This window comes from Paraburkholderia edwinii (assembly GCF_019428685.1).
In the GTDB taxonomy this organism is placed as follows: domain Bacteria; phylum Pseudomonadota; class Gammaproteobacteria; order Burkholderiales; family Burkholderiaceae; genus Paraburkholderia; species Paraburkholderia edwinii.
This window is the reverse complement of the sequence record NZ_CP080096.1, coordinates 23,694-40,824: the sequence shown is the minus strand read 5'-3', so window position 1 is coordinate 40,824 and position 17,131 is coordinate 23,694. Positions and strand designations below refer to the sequence as shown.

Sequence of the window (17,131 nt, the reverse complement as noted above, 5' to 3'; positions counted from 1 at the left end):
AGGGGAGACCTGATGAAAAATAACGAGCGCCGCGCGTTGCAGCGCGGGTTGAAACGTGTGATTGGCCACGCGCTCGGCGCGTGCGCGATTGCATGCGGCATCGCGGGTTATGCGCAAAGCGCGGCGGCGCAAACCACGGAAGTTCCGCAAACGTGGATCGCTTATGCGCAGATCGTCGGCGAACAGTTTCAGCGATCGCTCGAGGCCTACGACGATACGGCCAACGAACTGCATGCCTTTCTCGAAGACCGGATGCAGCATGCGCCGGCCGATACGATCCCATCGACAGTGACCGTGCGCGCGTGGATCGGCAACGACGGCGCGGTGACGCGCGTTGCATTCGATTCGCTCGGCGATGCGCAGGCCGATAACGATCTGCGCGCGTTGTTGATGGCGCATGCGATCGGCGTGTCGCCACCTGCGGATATGCGTCAGCCGTTGCGCGTGCGGCTCGTCCTCGAAGCGAAGCCCGATGCGCCGCCGACGAGTGGAAACCCGGGTGAAAACTCCGGCGGAAATGCAGGCGGGAAATCTGAAGCCGCGCCCGTCGCGAGTCCACAGGCTGTGCCGCGGGGCGCGGCGAACGCTTCGTGATCGTCCGTCGGGAATCGATGCGCGAACCGATGCCCAAAGCGCGTGGGAAATGACTCTTTTGTACAACGTGTGACCGGGTGAGCCGCGACAGCGGGATCGAATCGCCGCGGCTTGTCGTCCATAATAGCGGCGCTCGACCCGATTCTCCCGGGGACACTTTGGAACACAACATGGCCGATCCCGCAGCACCCACGACCTCCCGCCCCTCCCGTTCCGGCTCGAAAGCGCCGCGTACCGCTGCCGCCTCCACCGCTTCCCCCGTCTCGACCGAAACCGAAAACAAGCTGGCCCGCGCCGCGCGATCGGCACAGCGTCTCGCCGAACTCAGCGACGTGCCCGCCGACGACAGCACGCTCGACCTGTTCCCCGACGATCCGACGCGCGCTGCGCTCGAGGCGATGAACATCGACGTGCGGCAAGGGACGCTGACCGGGTTCGAATTGCCCGACGAAGTGCTGGCTGCAGTCGAGGCGGCGACAGCGGAGGACGGCGAAGTGGTCGTCGTCGAGACGCCGGTGGAGACGGTCGAGACGAAGGCGGCGCGCCGGAATACGCGCGCGGTGGCGAAGGCCGAGGAGGCCGTGCGTGATGATGTGGGTGGGGCGCCGGAAGCGATCGGCAGCGGGGTCGAACTGAACGTGGCGCCGGCGGAAGTGCGTGATGGGTCCGATGCGCGCGCAACCACATCGGATATCACAGCCTCGCCGGATGCGCAGCCGATGACGAGGGCCTCCGCCGTGCGCAATCCGACCGCGCTTCGTCAAGCGGTGAGCGAGGGGAGCGCTGAAGCGGCGGGCAAGCCCGATGCATCGTCGTCGCAGGTTACGCGCACGCTCGAGAGTGAAGTGAAGACACCCGCCGCAGCGCAAGCCGCACCGCAAGCCGCACCGCAAGCCGCACCGCCGCGTGCAACCCCGGAACTCGACCACGCACGCGCCACCGCCTTCGCCGACACCGTCGATGCGCTGTATGGCGTGATCGCCGACCAGCGCCGCGCAGCCACCGAGCATTCGCGCCGGATGAAGCGGATGCTGTCGATCGTCGTCGGCGTGCTGCTCGTGACGGTGGCGATCGGCGTTGCGCAGATGCTGCTGCTCGTGCGCTTCACGCACGACACCACCGTTCGGCAGCAGCGCATCGAAGAGACGCTGCTGGGCCAGCAGGCCACGCTCGCGACGCTGCTGCAGACCGAATCGTCGCCCGCGCCGGCGTCCGTCGCGCCGGCGGCAGCGATCGCCAACGCGGGAAATGGGGGCAATGCATCGGCAAACCTGGACGCACCGGCTGCCGCCGCGCCGCGTCAGCCCGCGGAGGCACGTCCGTCGGCGAAGACGGCGCACGCCCATAAGCACAAGCCCGCAGCGGCCACGTCGACGACGCACACGCACTGATCGTCAAAATGCAGCCCGGCGGCGCGTGCAGATCGCCCGCCGGCGCTCGCCTCTGTTGCATTGATGCAACGCACAAAACGCCCGTGACGCCCGGCCACGGGGCTATTTAGAAAAAATTTGTGCGGCGCACTAGACGTGATCTAGGGAAAACCCTATACTCGCTTCCTAAGGGAAAACCCCAATCATTCATCAGCCGGGAGTCGCCATGAACTTTCTTTTTGCTCTGTACCAAAAGGTCAGCGACCTCTTCGCGTCGCCGCACCTGCCGCTGGATTCGGATTACTCGTTCGAAGCACGTCAACGCGAAGCGGAGCGTCTGCGCCGCGCGCAAGCCACGTTGTTCGGCATCCGTCTTACCGACTAATCAGGGCGAAGGTCACACCGCCCGCGTGCGCAAATCACGCGAAGTCGCTAAAGCGCAGTAAAGAAAGCCCGGCTCCAAAAGCCGGGCTTTTTGCTTTCCGGGCCTCACCAAAACACGTCTGCAATCAATGTGAGCGCCCCGATTCTCGCCTTCGAATCAGCTTTCTCATACTTTCTTCTCCGAAAGGGATGTAACGGTCGCTGACAGGCGCACCTGGCATTCCGTCAGCACCAGCCCCAGCACTCATCCTGAAATGACGGGCGATTCGCCAATAACGGGGACGCATGGCTCCCTGCTCTGTGAAATGCGCGCTTACAAGTCTTCACGTTTATGAATCTGTGCCGCCGCTACAGTGGATTTCAAGCGCGGGGCCAAAGCCGGATGCACTCGCATCGATGGCACGCGCCAGCAAAAAACTCTGAACGGGAGAATGAACATGAAAACCTTGAACAAGACGTCGCGTACCCTGATTGCCACGCTGATCGCGGGCGGCGCTTTGCTCGGCGCAACCGGCGCATTTGCGCAGACGGTGGTTTACGGCCAACCGCACATGATGCCGGTCGGCCTGTCGATCAACCTCGGCTGGCAGAACGATGGCCGCTACTGGGACGGCCACCGCTACTGGTCGCACGACGACTGGATGCACCGCCATCCGCATGCACACGATCCGTATCGTCACCACGACGATCACGCCCACGATCATGACCATGATCGCTATCACCACGGTTAATGCGCGTGATGTGAATCGGGTGTGATGCGGCAGCGCTTGCCGCTGCACATACGGTGAACCGGCCTGCCGAGCATCAAGCGGCAGGCCGGTTTTGTTTTCGGGCCAACGCGGCATCGTGCGTGCGCTATGCTGGACCCTTCGTCCAAACGACCGAACACAGACCAAGGTTCCGGCAACGCTACATGAACGATGTTCACTTCTACGATCCGCTCGTCGGCCACGGCTTACCGCATGATCCGTTCAAGGCGATCGTCGCGCCGCGCGTGATCGGCTGGATTTCGACGCGCGCCGCGAACGGCCGGCTCAATCTCGCGCCTTACAGCTTCTTCGGCGCCTTCGCGACTTTTCCGCCGATGATCGGCTTTTGCAGCGAGTCGTATAAAGACAGCATCCGCAATATCGAAGAGACGGGCGAGTTCGTCTGGAACCTGACGTCGAAAACGCTCGCCGCGCAGATGAATCAGACCTCGGCGCCGGTGCCGCCGGAAATCGACGAATTCGAGCTCGCGGGGCTGACGCCGGTGCCGGGGCGCAATGTGTCGGTGCCGCATGTCGGCGAATCGCCGGCGGCGCTCGAATGCAAGCTGCTGCAGGTCGTGCCGCTGCATTCGCTCGACGGCAAGCCGATCGACAACTACCTTGCGATCGGGCAGGTGGTCGGCGTGCACATCCAGAACCAGTATCTGAAGGATGGCCGGTTCGATACGATCGCCGCGCACCCTGTCATGCGAGCGGGGTATCGCGCGGACTACGCGGAGATCGGCCCGATGTTCGAGATGTTCCGGCCGAAGGCTTGAGCGTCAGGAGCGCCCTCTCGCGTTGACCTTGAACACGCTGACCGCATCGCTCAAGCGGTCCGCCTGTTCTCGCAATTGAGCCGCCGCGCGTTCCGCTTCGACGACGAGCGTCGCGTTCTGCTGCGTCGCCTCGCCGATCTGCGTGACCGCGAGATTGACCTGCTCGATGCCGCCCGACTGCTCGCGCGACGCGACGCTGATCTCGCCGATGATCGTCTGCACCTGGCCGACACGATCGACGATGCCGCGCATCGTTACGCTCGCTTCCTCGGCGATCCGGTAACCGTTGTCGACTTGCGCCGTCGATTCGGCGATCAGCGCTTCGATTTCCTTCGCCGCCGCGGCGCTGCGCTGCGCTAGCGCGCGCACTTCCGAGGCGACGACCGCAAAGCCCTTGCCGTGCTCGCCCGCGCGTGCCGCTTCGACGGCCGCGTTGAGCGCGAGGATGTTCGTCTGGAACGCGATGCCTTCGATCACCGACGTGATATCGGCGATCTTCTTCGACGACTGGCTGATCTCGCCCATTGTCGACACGACGCGTTCGACCGCGCGCCCGCCGTCGACGGCCGCAGCCGACGCATTCGTGACGAGCGTATTCGCCTGCGCCGCGTGCCCCGCGTTCTGCTGCACGGTCGAGGTCAGCTCTTCCATGCTCGCCGCGGTTTCTTCGAGGCTGCTCGCCTGCGTCGCGACGCGGGCCGCGATATCGCCGCTGCCGGCCGCGATCTTCGTGGTGCCGTCGGTGATATCCGACGATGCGCTGCGTACCTGCGTGACGATGCGCGCGAGCCCTTCGCCGATACCGTCGATCGCATGCATGAGGCGGCCGATCTCATCGCTGCGACCGCGGCTCGCATCGGCCACGCGCACGCTGAGGTCGCCGGCCGCGAATCGTTCGGATGCCTTCGCCGCTTCTTCGAGCGGCCGGCTCACGAGGCGGCGCACGACAATCAGGAAGATCGCCACGAACACGGCGACGAGCACGAAACCGATCAGCAGGAAGCGGTCCCGCGTCGCGTTGACTTCGGCCATCACCTCGTCGCGTTTCGCGATGCCGCCGAGCAGCCACTGCCATTCAGGCACGGTGATGAAGGACGCGTATTTGTCGGACGCACCGGTTTCGCCGAGCGCCGCATCCTGCGACGTGTAGGCCATACGGCCTTCCTTCTCGTCGAGCATCTGACGATACGGCGCGTTGTTGTCGTCGGCCTTCTGGCCGGCCGCGGCCGGATGCACGACGAATTTGCCGCGATCCGCGCCATTGGACGCATCGATCACGAAGTAATAGCCGCTGTCGCCGATCTTCAGCTTGCGGATGCCGTCCTCGATCGAACGGATCTGCGCATCGACGTCGACACCGACAAAGAGCGCGCCGATCACGCGGCCAGTCGCATCGAGAATCGGCTTGTACTGCGTGATATAGCGCTTGCCGAACAGCGTGGCGAGACCCGTGTACGACTTGCCCGCGAAAATCGGCGCGTAGGCGGGGCCTTTGCGATCAAGCAGCGTGCCGATCGCGCGCGAGCCGTCCTGCTTTTTCAGCGACGTCGTCACGCGCACGAAGTCGTCGCCGGTGCGCGCGAAGATGCTCGCGATGGCGCCGCTTTGCGCGAGGAAGTCGTCGGGAATCGAGAAGTCGAGATTGAGCGTCTTGTCGCCGGCCTTGAAGACAGGCGTCGCGACACCGTTGATGTCGACCTTCTGCGCTTCGTCGAGCGCGAAGTTCGACGGCAGAAAGTGTTCGAACAACGACATCGAACGGCCGACTTCGGCGCTGAGCGCCTTGTCGAACAGCGAAATCGTCTCGGCGATCGAGCGGTCTTTTTCGGCGATGCGCGTGAGCACCTGTTCGTTGATCTGCTCGCCGGCCGAGCGCGTGACGGCCCATGTGAAGGCCGCGAAGATCAACGCCACCAGTGCGCACGACAGCATGGCGAGCCTGGCGCCGACGCTGGCGCGGCGCAAAGAAGGGAATTCCATGTCAGTGCTGGCGGTAACGGGGACGGGACGGACTGCATGCGCAGTTTCGCGTCGCGAGCGGATTGCCCAACGATTGAAGTTCTCGCGACCTGATTCGGGTTAACGGCGGCGCGGACGGATTTCTTTAGTTTTTCGAAAGGTGGGTGTAATGATGGCCCGTTGCATGGGCCGGGCTGTTGTGTCCGCCGACGCGCGGGCCGGGCGTGAGCATAGTGCGCGGCGCGCCGGCCGGCGCGATCGGGTGCGGTCAGGTGCGGTCAGGTGCGCTCAGTCGCGCTCAGTCGCGCTCAGTCGCGCCGCGCGTTCCAGCGGCGCAGCAGCAGCGCGTTCGTCACCACGCTGACGCTCGAAAAGGCCATGGCCGCGCCCGCCAGCATCGGATTGAGCAAGCCGAACGCGGCGAGCGGGATGCCGATCAGGTTGTACACGAAGGCCCAGAACAGGTTCTGCTGGATCTTGCGCCAGGTGCGGCGCGAGATATCGATCGCGTCGGCGACGAGCGCCGGGTCGCCGCGCATCAGCGTGATGCCGGCCGCGTGCATCGCGACGTCGGTGCCGGTTGCCATCGCGATGCCGATATCGGCGGCGGCGAGCGCGGGGGCATCGTTGATGCCGTCGCCGGCCATCGCAACGACGCCCGCGCTGCGGATCTTGAGGTCGTGAATCACGCGCGCCTTGTCGGCGGGCAGCACTTCCGCGTGGAATTCGTCGATGCCGAGCGCGGCCGCGACGCTCGCGGCGCTGCCGCGGTTGTCGCCGGTGACGAGCACGCTTTTGATGCCCATTTGCTTGAGGCGCTCGATCGCGGCGCGCGCGGTGGGCTTCACGGTGTCGCCGAATGCGATGAGGGCGAGGACGGCGGGCGGCGTGGCGGTGGGGCTTTCGCTGTCGCTTGCGTTTGCGCGGCCGCGTGTGATCAGCCACGACACGGTGTTGCCCGCGTGTTCGAGCTGCTGCGCGCGCAATGCGAGACGCTCCGGCAATGCGATGTTGAGCTCGGCGAGCCAGCGCCCGCTGCCGATGGCGATCGTGCGTCCGTCGATGTCGGCTTCGACGCCGCGGCCGGGAACGGCGCGCGCGGAGAGCGAGGTTAAGACCTGTTCGCGGACTTCGACGCTCACCGAAGCGTTTGTAGTCTGGGGCGCACTCCGCCCCGCCTCAAACGCCTTCACCACCGCGCGAGCCAACGGATGATCGCTATGCCGTTGCACAGCCGCGGCGAGACGCAACGCGTCTTCACGATCGACGCCATCGACGGTCTCGAACGCCGTTACCGATGGTTGCCCGACCGTCAGCGTGCCGGTTTTATCGAAGGCGACCACATTGATCTGATGCGCGGTTTCGAGTGCCTGTGCGTCCTTGATCAGCACGCCGTGACGCGCGGCGACACCGGTGCCGGCCATGATCGCGGCCGGCGTCGCGAGGCCGAGCGCGCAAGGGCAGGCGATCACGAGCACGGCGACCGCATTGAGAATGGCCGGCTCGACGCCGGCGCCCGCGAACAGCCAGCCCATCAGCGTGAGCGCGGCGATCGCGAGGATCACGGGTACGAACACCGCGCTCACGCGGTCGACGAGCCTCTGGATCGGCGCCTTTTCTGCCTGCGCGGTTTCGACGAGCCGGATGATGCGCGCGAGCGTCGTCTCCGCGCCGATCGCCGTGGTGCGCACGGTGATTGCGCCTTCGCCGTTGATCGAGCCCGCGGTGACCGTATCGTCGGATTGCTTCGGCACCGGCATGCTTTCGCCGGTGATCAGCGATTCGTCGATATGCGTGCGGCCTTGCAAGAGCGCGCCGTCGACGGGAACACGTTCGCCCGGCCGCACCGCGACGATCATGCCGACGCGCACTTGCGCGAGCGGCACTTCGCGTTCGTCGTTGCCGACGACGATGTGCGCGCGGTCCGGCCGCAACGCGTTGAGCGCGCGAATCGCATCGGTGGTCTGGCGCTTGGCGCGCGCCTCGAGCCATTTGCCGAAGCGCACGAGCGTGATCACGACCGCCGACGCTTCGAAATACAGATGCATCGTGTCGCCGGGATGCATCGCGAGCTGATAGAGGCTGATGCCGTAGGCGGCCGAGGTGCCGAGCGCGACGAGCAGATCCATATTGCCCGCGCCCGCGCGCACGGCGCGCCATGCGGCGCGATAGAAGCGCGCGCCGAACACGAACTGGACGATCGTCGCGAGCACGAGCTGCGCAGGGCCGGGCAGCATGGCGTGGAAGCCGAACGGTTCGGCGAACATCGGAGCGATCAGCGGCAGCGTCAGCAGGGCGGCGACGATCACGGCGATGAGGTCGCGGTGTGCGATGTCGTGTGGTTTGGTGGAGGTTGCGGTAGCGGGACCGGCCGTCGAAGCGGTGGCTGCGACGGCGGCGTCGGCCTCGGGCGCGAGCGGCGTCGCATGGTAGCCGGCCTTTTCGACAGCGGCGATCAGCTGATCGACCGTGGACCTGGGCGCATCGGTCGCATCGTTCAACCGTACGCTGGCCTTTTCGGTCGCGAGATTGACGGACACGGACGCGACGCCGGGCACCTTCGTGAGCGCCTTTTCGACGCGCATCGCGCATGAGGCACAGGTCATGCCGCCGATCGCGAGTTCGGCAGCTGAAGACGCGGGCGACACAGACGCGGCTGCTACGCCCGGATCGGCAGCCTGAGCGACCGCCGTGGCGTCATATCCTGCCTTGCGCACGGCCGCGAGCAACGTATCGACGGAAACCGACGAATCGGCATCGACCGTGGCCTTTTCGGTCGCAAGATTGACGCTCGCTCGCGCGACACCCGGCACCTTTGCGAGCGCCTTCTCAACGCGCATCACGCACGACGCGCACGTCATGCCCTGGATTTCGAGCTCGGTGGCCGGCGCGGCGGGCGGCGTCGCGGCGGCACTGGCTGGCGTGGCAAGGTCGGTCATGATTATTGGGCTCCTGCAGCGGCCGATGGGCCACTCGATGAAACCCAGTATCGACGTTCCAATGATGGGAAGGTCAAGGCAATCTTCACCCCTTCCTCAAGCTCCCCTCCATCGCCGCCGACACCCCCAACTGCGCATCGCTGCCACGCTCCCGCAGCGCGTCGAGCGCCCCTTGCCGGTCGCCCAGTTCCTTGTTCTGCCCCAGCTTCCATTTCCCCACCAGCCGCGTCACCTCGATCTCGATCCCGACAATTGCGCCCAACATCTGAGAAATAAAATCCTCTGGCGCATCGCCCATCTTCCACGGCGCGGGCTCGCCCGCTTCCATCTTGCGCGTGAGCCGCGCGACGAGGCCGCGCAGGAAGCGTTCGTCGTCGCGAACCACGATCCGGCCATGCGCATGCACCACCATATAGTTGTAAGTCGGCACCTGGCGGTGCGCTTCGTGTTTGCTCGGGTACCAGTTCGGCGAAATATACGCGGACGGCCCCTGGAAGATCACCAGCGCCTCCGGCCGCTCAGCCACCTCGCGCCATACAGGATTCGCGCGCGCGACATGCGCGCGCAGCGTGCCGTGCGCGCCGCTCGCCGGATCGAACTCGAACGGCACATGGTTCGCATCGAGCCCGTGCGGTCCCACCGTGACGAGCGCGCCCAGCGGATAGTCGTCGATCAGCCGATGCAGTTCGTCGGTGCGCTGCTCTTCGAAGTGCGCGGGCATATACATGAGTTCGCTCCCATCATTAAACCGATCCCGCAGAAAAATGCGGAAAAGCGCAAACGTAACGCGAAAACGCCGTCTGTGCGCGTCCTTCTCGCGGATATGCTTGCCTGTGTGTCACGGATACGATACAACGCGTCTACATAATCCTCAGAACCAGGAAAACGCGGCGGGCGCGCGGCGGGCCGAACCCGGCGACCCGCACGCCCTGACCGACGTAACCTAACGGACGCCTGTTCGTCGAATGACAAAAAATCGCCAAGAATCTGATTCGCTGAATTCGTCGCCGAATTTGCCGCTGAATTTGCATTTGCCCAAGCCCCTACCTTTCTATTCCCGTTATGCCGTTTGCGTCTCGCTGACCGCCGCCGCCTTGCTGGCCGGTTGCAGCTCCTCGCCGATTTCGAAGCCGAAGGCCACCGGCTGGATTCAGGACGAAGTGGCCGACTCCTATGTGTTCGCCTATCCGCTCGTGCTGATGGGCGTCGCGCGCGACGCTGCGGTCGGCACCGGGCCGGGCCAGGCGCCGCTCAACACGCTGCGTCACGCGCAGGCGCTGCCGCCGGTCGGCGCGGCGAACCGGCCGACGCCGAGCGTCGACACGATCGATTCGTCGGCGTGGCTCGATGTCTCCGGACAGCCGGTCGTCGTGTCGCTGCCCGACTCGCGTAACCGCTATGTCGATGCGCGCGCGCTCGACATGTGGACCAACGTGCTGTGGTCGACCACCGCCGCGCAAACCGGCGCGCGCGTCACCGGCATCAAGGCGCAGACCGTCGCGTTCGTGCCGCAAGCCTGGAATGGCGATTTGCCGAAGGGCGTCAAGCGCATCGACGTGCCGACCCGCTACGTATGGCTCAAAATCCGCGTGCAGTCGAACGGCGGGCGCGACCTCGCCGCGATCCGCAAGCTGCAGCGCGCGATGCGCGTGGCGCCGCTCGACATCTATACCGGCGCCGCCGAGCCGCCTGATACCCCGCGCAGCTACCCGGCCGGCGATATGCCGGCCACGGGTACGCCCGATGCGCAGGTCGCGGCGCTCGATCCGAAGGGCTTCTTCGATCGCCTCGCGCGATGGCTGCCCGACAATCCGCCGTCGCCGCCGGACGCGCATGCGCTCAGCATCCTGGCCGATTTCGGCGTGAAGCCCGACGAGCCCGTGCAGTTTCCGTCCGGCGCGAACAGCGCGCTCGCCGCGGGCCTCGCCGACGGCCGCGCGCGCGTGCAGACGGCGCCGTCGAATGTGCTGACCGCAAATGGCTGGAGCTGGTTCGGCGACGGTATCGGCAATTACGGGCCCGACTACGGATTGCGCGCGTATGCCGCCTACGCGCAGCCCGGCATCGGCACGAAAGACGACGAGGTGCGCGCCACTGCAACCGTCGATAGCGACGGGCACCTGCTCAATGGCGCAAACCGCTACGTCATTCATTTCGCACCGGGCCAGTTGCCGCCGACGCGCGGTTTCTGGTCGATCACGGCCTACACGAAGGATGGCTCGCTCGACGACAGCGACACCGCACACGTCGCGGTCGGCGACCGCAACGGCTTGCGCCGCAATCGCGACGGTTCGATCGACGTGACCGTCTCGTCGGCGCGGCGCAAGAGCGCGAACTGGCTGCCGACACCGCGCGGCGGGTTCGAGCTCGTCATGCGACTTTATGCGCCAAAACCGCAGGCGAGCGACGGCACGTGGCAGCCGCCGCCGATCGTGCGGCAATAGCGGCGTGCGGGTACGTGCCGCGGAGGTTCATGGGCAATGAGTAACATCGTCCTTACATTTGCTCTGCCGCCGTGGCACAAGACGTATACTTCCGGCAATCCCGACTTCCGTCACCGCGGCGGGCTTGCCGCCGCACGATCCGCGACCGAGAATGGCAAGCCTCAATAAAGCAACGCTCGCATCCTCTTTCCAGGCCGTGCGCAACGTTGCACACGCACGACGCACTCGCCGTGTCGTCATTGGCCTCCTGATCTTCATCGTGCTGTTCGGGCTGCTCGGCTTCTTCGCCGCGCCGCCGCTGATCCGCCATATCGCCGCGCAACAGCTGTCCGCACAACTCGATCGTCCTGCCACGATCGGCCGCATCGCGCTCAATCCCTACACGCTGAATCTCGAAGCCGACCGCATTCATATCGGCGAACGCGGCGGCGCCGGTGACTTCGTCGATATCGAACGGCTGATCGTGCGGCCCTCATGGATGTCGCTGTTTCGCGCGGCGCCGATCGTCAACGAAGTACAAATCGATTCGCCGCGCTTTCATATCGTTCGCTACGATGCAAATCGCTTCAATTTCAGCGATCTGATCGACAAATTTTCGAAGCAGCCGTCGAAGCCCGATAGCAAGCCGACGCTGTTCTCGGTGTCGAACATTCGTCTCGAAAATGGGCAGATCACGTTCGACGACCGCATGCTCAATGAGAAGCACGTCATCGATCAGTGGAAACTCGGCGTGCCGTTTATCGCGACGCTGCCGTCGAAGACCGACATCTTTGTCCAGCCGCTGTTGCGCATGCGCATCGACGGCAGTCCGCTTGCGATCGACGGCAAGACCAAGCCGTTCGCGGCGTCGCGCGAATCCGAAGTGTCGCTGCGGTTTGAAGGGCTCGATGTGCCGCGTCTGTTGTCGTACTCGCCCGCGAAGCTGCCGGTGACAGTGCAGGCCGGCAAGCTGTCGAGCGACCTCAAGCTTAATTTCGTGATGTCGGGCGACACGCCGACGCTGCGCGTGACGGGCACGACCGATCTCGCCGACGTCGACGTGACCGACGCGCAGAAGGCGCCGTTCTTTGCTGCGCGCGCGGTGCATGTCGACGCGGGTCTGCTCGAGCCGCTCAAGAGCGTGTACCACTTCAACGAGATCCGCATCGACGCACCGACCGCCCATCTGGCGCGCGATAAGGATGGCGTGCTAAGCGTGCAGCGCATGTTTGCCGCGCAGCCGGCGGCGAATGCGGGTGCGGGCGCGGCTGCGGCCCCGGCAAGCGCCGCCGCAAGTACCGCGACGAACCTCGCGGCGAGCGCGCCTAACGCCGCCTCATCGGCATCGACCTCTGCATCGGCATCGACCTCTGCATCGGCCCCACAAGCCGCAGCCAGTGCACCCGCCGCGCCGACCGCCACCGAGGCGGCCACGGCCGCTCCGCCGCTCGACCTCGCCATCAAACGCTTCACACTCAGCGACGGCACCGTCGAGCTCGCCGACGCCGCTGCATCGCGCCCGGTCACGACGACGCTGACGAACGTCGGCATGTCGCTGACGGACTTTTCGTCGATCGCGAAGACACCGGCGCGCTACGCGCTCAATCTGAAGTCGAAGAACGATGGCGGCACGCTGAACGCAGCCGGTACGTTCGGCATGGTCGCGAAGACCGCCGACGTGAAGCTCGATCTGAAGTCGATCTCATTGCCGCCGCTGCAGCCGTACCTCGATACCGCGACCGCCGCGCAGGTGCTCGACGGAACGCTGACCGCGAGTGTCGGCTTGAGCGCGAACTGGGCGCAATCGCCGCCCGCGCTGAAAGTCGGCGCGAGCACGCTCGATCTGCAATCGCTCAAAGTTGCCGCGCGCGGCGTGAAGCAGCCCGCCATCGCGCTTGCGCAAGGGCACGTAGCCTTGAAGGATGTCGACGTCGGCGCGCGCAAGGCCGACATCGACAGCATCGATGTGAGCGGTCTGTCGATCGACGCGACGCGCGAGAAGAACGGCGATATCGATCTGCTATCGCTCGCCGGTCCACCGCATCAGGAAGCGCAGGAGCGCACGGCGATCCACGCGGTGAAAAAGGCGCAGGAAGCCGGGCCCGCATGGCACTACACGATCGGCGCACTGAACCTGAAAGACGGCTCGGCGACCTTTACCGACAACTCGACCGCGCGCCCGGTCAAGGTCGCGTTCGCGCCGCTGCAACTGAAAGTGCAGCAGATCAGCGACGACCTGACCAAACCGCTGCCGATCGACCTGCAGGCGACCGTCAACAGGAAGGGCACGCTCGGTGTGAGCGGCGACGTCACCGCGTCGCCGCTCAAGCTCGCATTGAAGCTCGATGCGAACCGGCTCGACGCGGCAGCGTTCGAGCCGTACTTCGGCAGCAAGCTCAACGCGACGATTGCCAGCGCGCTGCTCAACGCGAAAGGCGACGTCGCGTTGGCCGACGAGCCTGTCGCACACGGCAAGTCGGGCGGCGGACTGAAGGCGTCGTATCGCGGTGACGCGGCACTCGTCGATGTGCGCATGCTCGACAAGGCGACGTCCGGTCCGTTCGCGGGCTGGCGCTCGCTCGCGCTGACCAATCTGAAGGCGGACTACGACGCGCGCGGCACCGACGTCGATGCGTCGCGCGTGACGTTTTCCGATTTCTATGGCCGCGTGCTGCTCGATGCGCAGGGCAAGCTGAACCTGAGCGACGTCGTCGCGAAGTCCGGCGACGGCGGTGCGCACTCGCTTACGCACGACGACAAAAAGGATGGCAAAGAGCCGATTCCGCTGACACCGCCCGCGACGGCTGAGGTCAAGGTAGCGAGCGACGCGAATGCCGCCCCAGCGGCCACGGCCGCCGCGAGCACGCCGGCCAGCGTAGGACAAACGGCCAACGCAGCGACGGCAGCGGCTGCATCCGCGTCTGCGTCGGCGCCGCACACGGCCGCTGCGGCACCTGCCGCGCACGGCGGCAAGCCCCAGACTGCACAGACCGCGCAAACCGCCTCGGCAAGCGCGCCGGTGAGAATGCGCTTCGGCCAACTAGTGCTGCAAAACGGCCGCGTCACGTACACCGACAACTTCGTGAAGCCGAACTACACGGCGAACCTCGTGGCGATCCACGGCACGGTCGGCGCCTTCGGCACGCAATCGACGACGCCCGCGCCCGTCGACATCGCCGCGAAACTCGCCGCGAACGGACCGCTCTCGATACGCGGCACGGTCAATCCGCTGATCGCGAAGCCCGAACTCGATCTGACCGCGACCGCGCACGATATCGAGCTGACGAATCTCACACCGTATTCGGCGAAATACGCGGGCTATCCGATCACGAAGGGCAAGCTCAACGTCGATCTGCACTACAAGCTCGAAAACAATCAGCTGAGCGCGAACAACCACCTGTTTATCGATCAGCTGACGTTCGGCGATCACGTCGATAACGACACTGCCACGAAACTGCCGGTGAAGCTCGCGATCGCGCTGCTGAAAAACTCGCGCGGCGAAATCGACGTCGATATTCCGGTGTCCGGATCGCTCGACAATCCGGAGTTCAGCATCGGCGGCCTGATCTGGCGCGCGGTGCTGAACCTGCTTCAGAAGGCCGTGGCCGCGCCGTTCTCGCTGCTCGCGCATGCATTCGGCGGCGGCCATAGCGCCGATGACTACGGTTACGTGCAATTCGATGCGGGCTCGGCGAAGCTTTCCGATGCGGCCGACCAGAAGCTCGATACGATCGCGAAGGCGCTGTCCGACAAGCCGTCGGTGCGCATCGACCTGATCGGCCGCGTCGATCCGGCCGTCGACGAACCGGCGCTGCGCACGCGTTACGTCGACCGCCTCGTCAAGCAGCAGAAGCTCAAGGACGTGGTCGGCAACGGCGAGAGCGTCGACACGTCGAGCGTAACCGTTGATCCGAAGGAATATCAGAAGTACCTGACGAAGGCGTACAAGGATGCCGACTTCAAGAAGCCGTCCAATTTCATCGGCATGACCAAGACGCTGCCCGACGACGAGATGAAAAACGCGCTCGCCGAACATGCGCCGATCAACGAAGCGAGCCTGCGCAATCTGGCGCAGCGCCGCGCGCAGGCGGTGCAGCAATACTTCGACGGCAAGATCGACAGCAGCCGCGTTTTTATCGTCGCACCGAAGCTCGACGCAAGCGGCATCAACGATAAAGGTCCGACCACGCGGGTGGATTTCGGATTGAAATAGCGGGTGCCGCTACGCCGCGTGCGAGGACGCCTGTAGCGGTTGCAAGGCGGTTTGCTCGATGACCTGCGCGAGTTTCGCGAACGCGGGCCCGATTTTCTCGTTCGGCACGCACGCGTAACGGAGCAGCAAGCCGCGTTGCGCTGCCGCTTTTGCCACCACTTCGCCGCTGTAATACGCCGCAAGCGGCCGAACGATCACGCCGGCGTCGTACGCAGCCGCCGCCACCGCGCGATCGTTCGCATGCCGAGGCAAGCCCAGCACGAAATGCAAACCGGTTTCGTTGCCCATTACGGGCAGCGAGTCGCCGAAACGCGCGGTGATCGCGTCGATCAGCATCTGACGCCGCTCGCCGTACAGCGCACGCATGCGGCGCACGTGCGACGTCAGATAGCCATCCATAATAAATTCGGTCAACACGGCCTGCTGCATCAGCTGACCTTCGCGATACAGTTCGGCCACACCGGTTCTGAATGTATCGACGAGATCTTCGGGCGCGATCATGTAGCCGATCCGCAGCCCCGGAAACAGCATCTTGCCGAGACTGCCCACGTAGATCACACGGCCCGCATCGTCCAGACCCTGCAATGAGGCAAGCGGCCGGCTGCCGTAGCGGAATTCGCTGTCGTAGTCGTCTTCGATGATCCACACGCCATGCTGCTTCGCATATTCGAGCAGCGTGCGGCGGCGCGCGAGGCTCATCACCATGCCGAGCGGATATTGATGCGACGGCGTCACCAATGCGATTTTCGGCGGCGCGCGCAAATCGGATTCACGCGGGTTGAGCCCTTCGTCGTCGACCGGCACCGGCGCAAGCGTCAGCCCCGACGATTGCAGCACGCTGCGCACACCCCAATAGCAGGGCTCTTCAACCCACGCGCGATCGCCGACGTCGGTAAGCAGGCGCACCGCGAGGTCTATCGACTGATGAATGCCAGTCGTGATGATGATCTGGTCCGGCGTGCAGTTCACCGAACGCGCGACGCGCAGATAGTCGGAGAGCGCGCGCCGCAGCGGACGATAGCCGCCGCCGGGCGCATAGGTCAGCAGGTCGGGATGAGCCTGCTTCCACAGCTTCGCCTGCAAACGGCTCCATGTGCGAGCGGGAAACTCGGATACGTCGGGCACGCCGGGCATAAACGCGCCCCACTGTTTCAGCGACACGCCGGCCTCGCGGATCAATCGGCCGCCACGCGTGGAAAGCTCGCGCGCGCCGGCGGGCGGCGACGGATGAGCGGCGTCGGACGTGCGCTGAGCCGCCTCGGGGTCTGCTTCCGCATGGGCGGCAATGGTGCCGGGTGCTTCGGATTCCCCAAAATCGGGCGTGCGCGCCGCGTCGACGACCGGGTGGCCCGTCACCGCCGTTTTGCGCGCATTGACCGCGCGGCAGTCCGGCCGCGTGTCGGCGACATAGGTTCCGCTGCCGGTGGTCGACAGCACATAGCCTTCGGCGGTCAACTGGTCATAAACGTGCAGCACCGTGTTGCGCGCAATGCCGAGATCGGACGCGAGCGTGCGCGAACTCGGCAGCTTTGTGCCGGGCGGCAGCTGACCCGTCAGAATGGCCTGCTGCAAAAGCCGCAGCAGCTGCCGGTACACGGGCTCGGCATCGCCGCGATCGCGGCGCGTAGCGAGGCGTACGGCAAGCCAATCCGACAGGATGACCGTGTCCAAGTGGTTCTATCCGGAATAATGAAATGGTTCCATAAGGTGGAACCGTAACC

Annotated in this window: 11 protein-coding genes; 7 read left to right on the top strand and 4 right to left on the bottom strand. The window is 65.2% G+C overall.

Going from position 1 to position 17,131, the window contains the following annotated elements; genetic code table 11:
• The first annotated feature begins 12 nt into the window (after positions 1 to 12).
• From KZJ38_RS22065 to KZJ38_RS22045, 5 genes are all read left to right on the top strand, one after another.
• Entirely contained in the window at positions 13 to 594 is a 582-nt protein-coding gene (locus KZJ38_RS22065) for a YbaB/EbfC family DNA-binding protein (protein ID WP_219801842.1), read from the top strand.
• A gap of 170 nt (positions 595 to 764) precedes the next feature.
• Positions 765 to 1,985: a hypothetical protein gene (locus KZJ38_RS22060; protein WP_219801841.1), complete on the top strand. Its 1,221-nt coding sequence runs from the start codon at positions 765 to 767 to the stop codon at positions 1,983 to 1,985.
• A gap of 205 nt (positions 1,986 to 2,190) precedes the next feature.
• On the top strand, positions 2,191 to 2,349 hold the full coding sequence (locus tag KZJ38_RS22055; protein ID WP_219801840.1) for a hypothetical protein: 159 nt from the start codon (positions 2,191 to 2,193) through the stop codon (positions 2,347 to 2,349).
• A 436-nt stretch (positions 2,350 to 2,785) separates the two neighbouring features.
• Entirely contained in the window at positions 2,786 to 3,079 is a 294-nt protein-coding gene (locus KZJ38_RS22050) for a hypothetical protein (RefSeq protein WP_219801839.1), read from the top strand.
• A gap of 182 nt (positions 3,080 to 3,261) precedes the next feature.
• Positions 3,262 to 3,876 carry a flavin reductase family protein gene (locus tag KZJ38_RS22045; RefSeq protein WP_219801838.1) on the top strand — a complete coding sequence of 205 codons (615 nt, stop codon included), beginning with the start codon at positions 3,262 to 3,264 and terminating at the stop codon, positions 3,874 to 3,876.
• Positions 3,877 to 3,879: 3 nt separating this feature from the next.
• Here the strand turns inward: KZJ38_RS22045 and KZJ38_RS22040 are convergent, their stop codons facing one another.
• From KZJ38_RS22040 to KZJ38_RS22030, 3 genes are all read right to left on the bottom strand, one after another.
• The gene (locus tag KZJ38_RS22040) at positions 3,880 to 5,856 is read right to left on the bottom strand and encodes a methyl-accepting chemotaxis protein (RefSeq protein ID WP_219801837.1); all 1,977 of its coding nucleotides are present in this window, start codon (positions 5,854 to 5,856) and stop codon (positions 3,880 to 3,882) included.
• Positions 5,857 to 6,143: 287 nt separating this feature from the next.
• Positions 6,144 to 8,774 carry a heavy metal translocating P-type ATPase gene (locus KZJ38_RS22035; protein ID WP_219801836.1) on the bottom strand — a complete coding sequence of 877 codons (2,631 nt, stop codon included), beginning with the start codon at positions 8,772 to 8,774 and terminating at the stop codon, positions 6,144 to 6,146.
• An 85-nt stretch (positions 8,775 to 8,859) separates the two neighbouring features.
• Positions 8,860 to 9,501, bottom strand: coding sequence for an FMN-binding negative transcriptional regulator (locus KZJ38_RS22030; RefSeq protein WP_219801835.1), 642 nt, complete (start codon positions 9,499 to 9,501; stop codon positions 8,860 to 8,862).
• A gap of 304 nt (positions 9,502 to 9,805) precedes the next feature.
• Between KZJ38_RS22030 and KZJ38_RS22025 the strand changes: the two genes are divergently transcribed.
• Positions 9,806 to 11,218, top strand: coding sequence for a DUF1254 domain-containing protein (locus tag KZJ38_RS22025; protein WP_425518404.1), 1,413 nt, complete (start codon positions 9,806 to 9,808; stop codon positions 11,216 to 11,218).
• 151 nt (positions 11,219 to 11,369) lie between these two features.
• On the top strand, positions 11,370 to 15,410 hold the full coding sequence (locus KZJ38_RS22020) for a DUF748 domain-containing protein (protein WP_219801833.1): 4,041 nt from the start codon (positions 11,370 to 11,372) through the stop codon (positions 15,408 to 15,410).
• A 9-nt stretch (positions 15,411 to 15,419) separates the two neighbouring features.
• Here the strand turns inward: KZJ38_RS22020 and pdxR are convergent, their stop codons facing one another.
• Positions 15,420 to 17,081 (bottom strand): MocR-like pyridoxine biosynthesis transcription factor PdxR, encoded by a 1,662-nt coding sequence (gene pdxR, locus KZJ38_RS22015; protein ID WP_219801832.1) that lies wholly within the window; start codon positions 17,079 to 17,081, stop codon positions 15,420 to 15,422.
• Between the last annotated feature and the right edge of the window lie 50 nt (positions 17,082 to 17,131).

Coding starts and splice junctions, on each gene's coding strand:
- KZJ38_RS22065 (WP_219801842.1), top strand. CDS start 13: ATGAAAAATAACGAGCGCCGCGCGTTGCAGCGCGGGTTGAAACGTGTG.
- KZJ38_RS22060 (WP_219801841.1), top strand. CDS start 765: ATGGCCGATCCCGCAGCACCCACGACCTCCCGCCCCTCCCGTTCCGGC.
- KZJ38_RS22055 (WP_219801840.1), top strand. CDS start 2,191: ATGAACTTTCTTTTTGCTCTGTACCAAAAGGTCAGCGACCTCTTCGCG.
- KZJ38_RS22050 (WP_219801839.1), top strand. CDS start 2,786: ATGAAAACCTTGAACAAGACGTCGCGTACCCTGATTGCCACGCTGATC.
- KZJ38_RS22045 (WP_219801838.1), top strand. CDS start 3,262: ATGAACGATGTTCACTTCTACGATCCGCTCGTCGGCCACGGCTTACCG.
- KZJ38_RS22040 (WP_219801837.1), bottom strand. CDS start 5,856: ATGGAATTCCCTTCTTTGCGCCGCGCCAGCGTCGGCGCCAGGCTCGCC.
- KZJ38_RS22035 (WP_219801836.1), bottom strand. CDS start 8,774: ATGACCGACCTTGCCACGCCAGCCAGTGCCGCCGCGACGCCGCCCGCC.
- KZJ38_RS22030 (WP_219801835.1), bottom strand. CDS start 9,501: ATGTATATGCCCGCGCACTTCGAAGAGCAGCGCACCGACGAACTGCAT.
- KZJ38_RS22020 (WP_219801833.1), top strand. CDS start 11,370: ATGGCAAGCCTCAATAAAGCAACGCTCGCATCCTCTTTCCAGGCCGTG.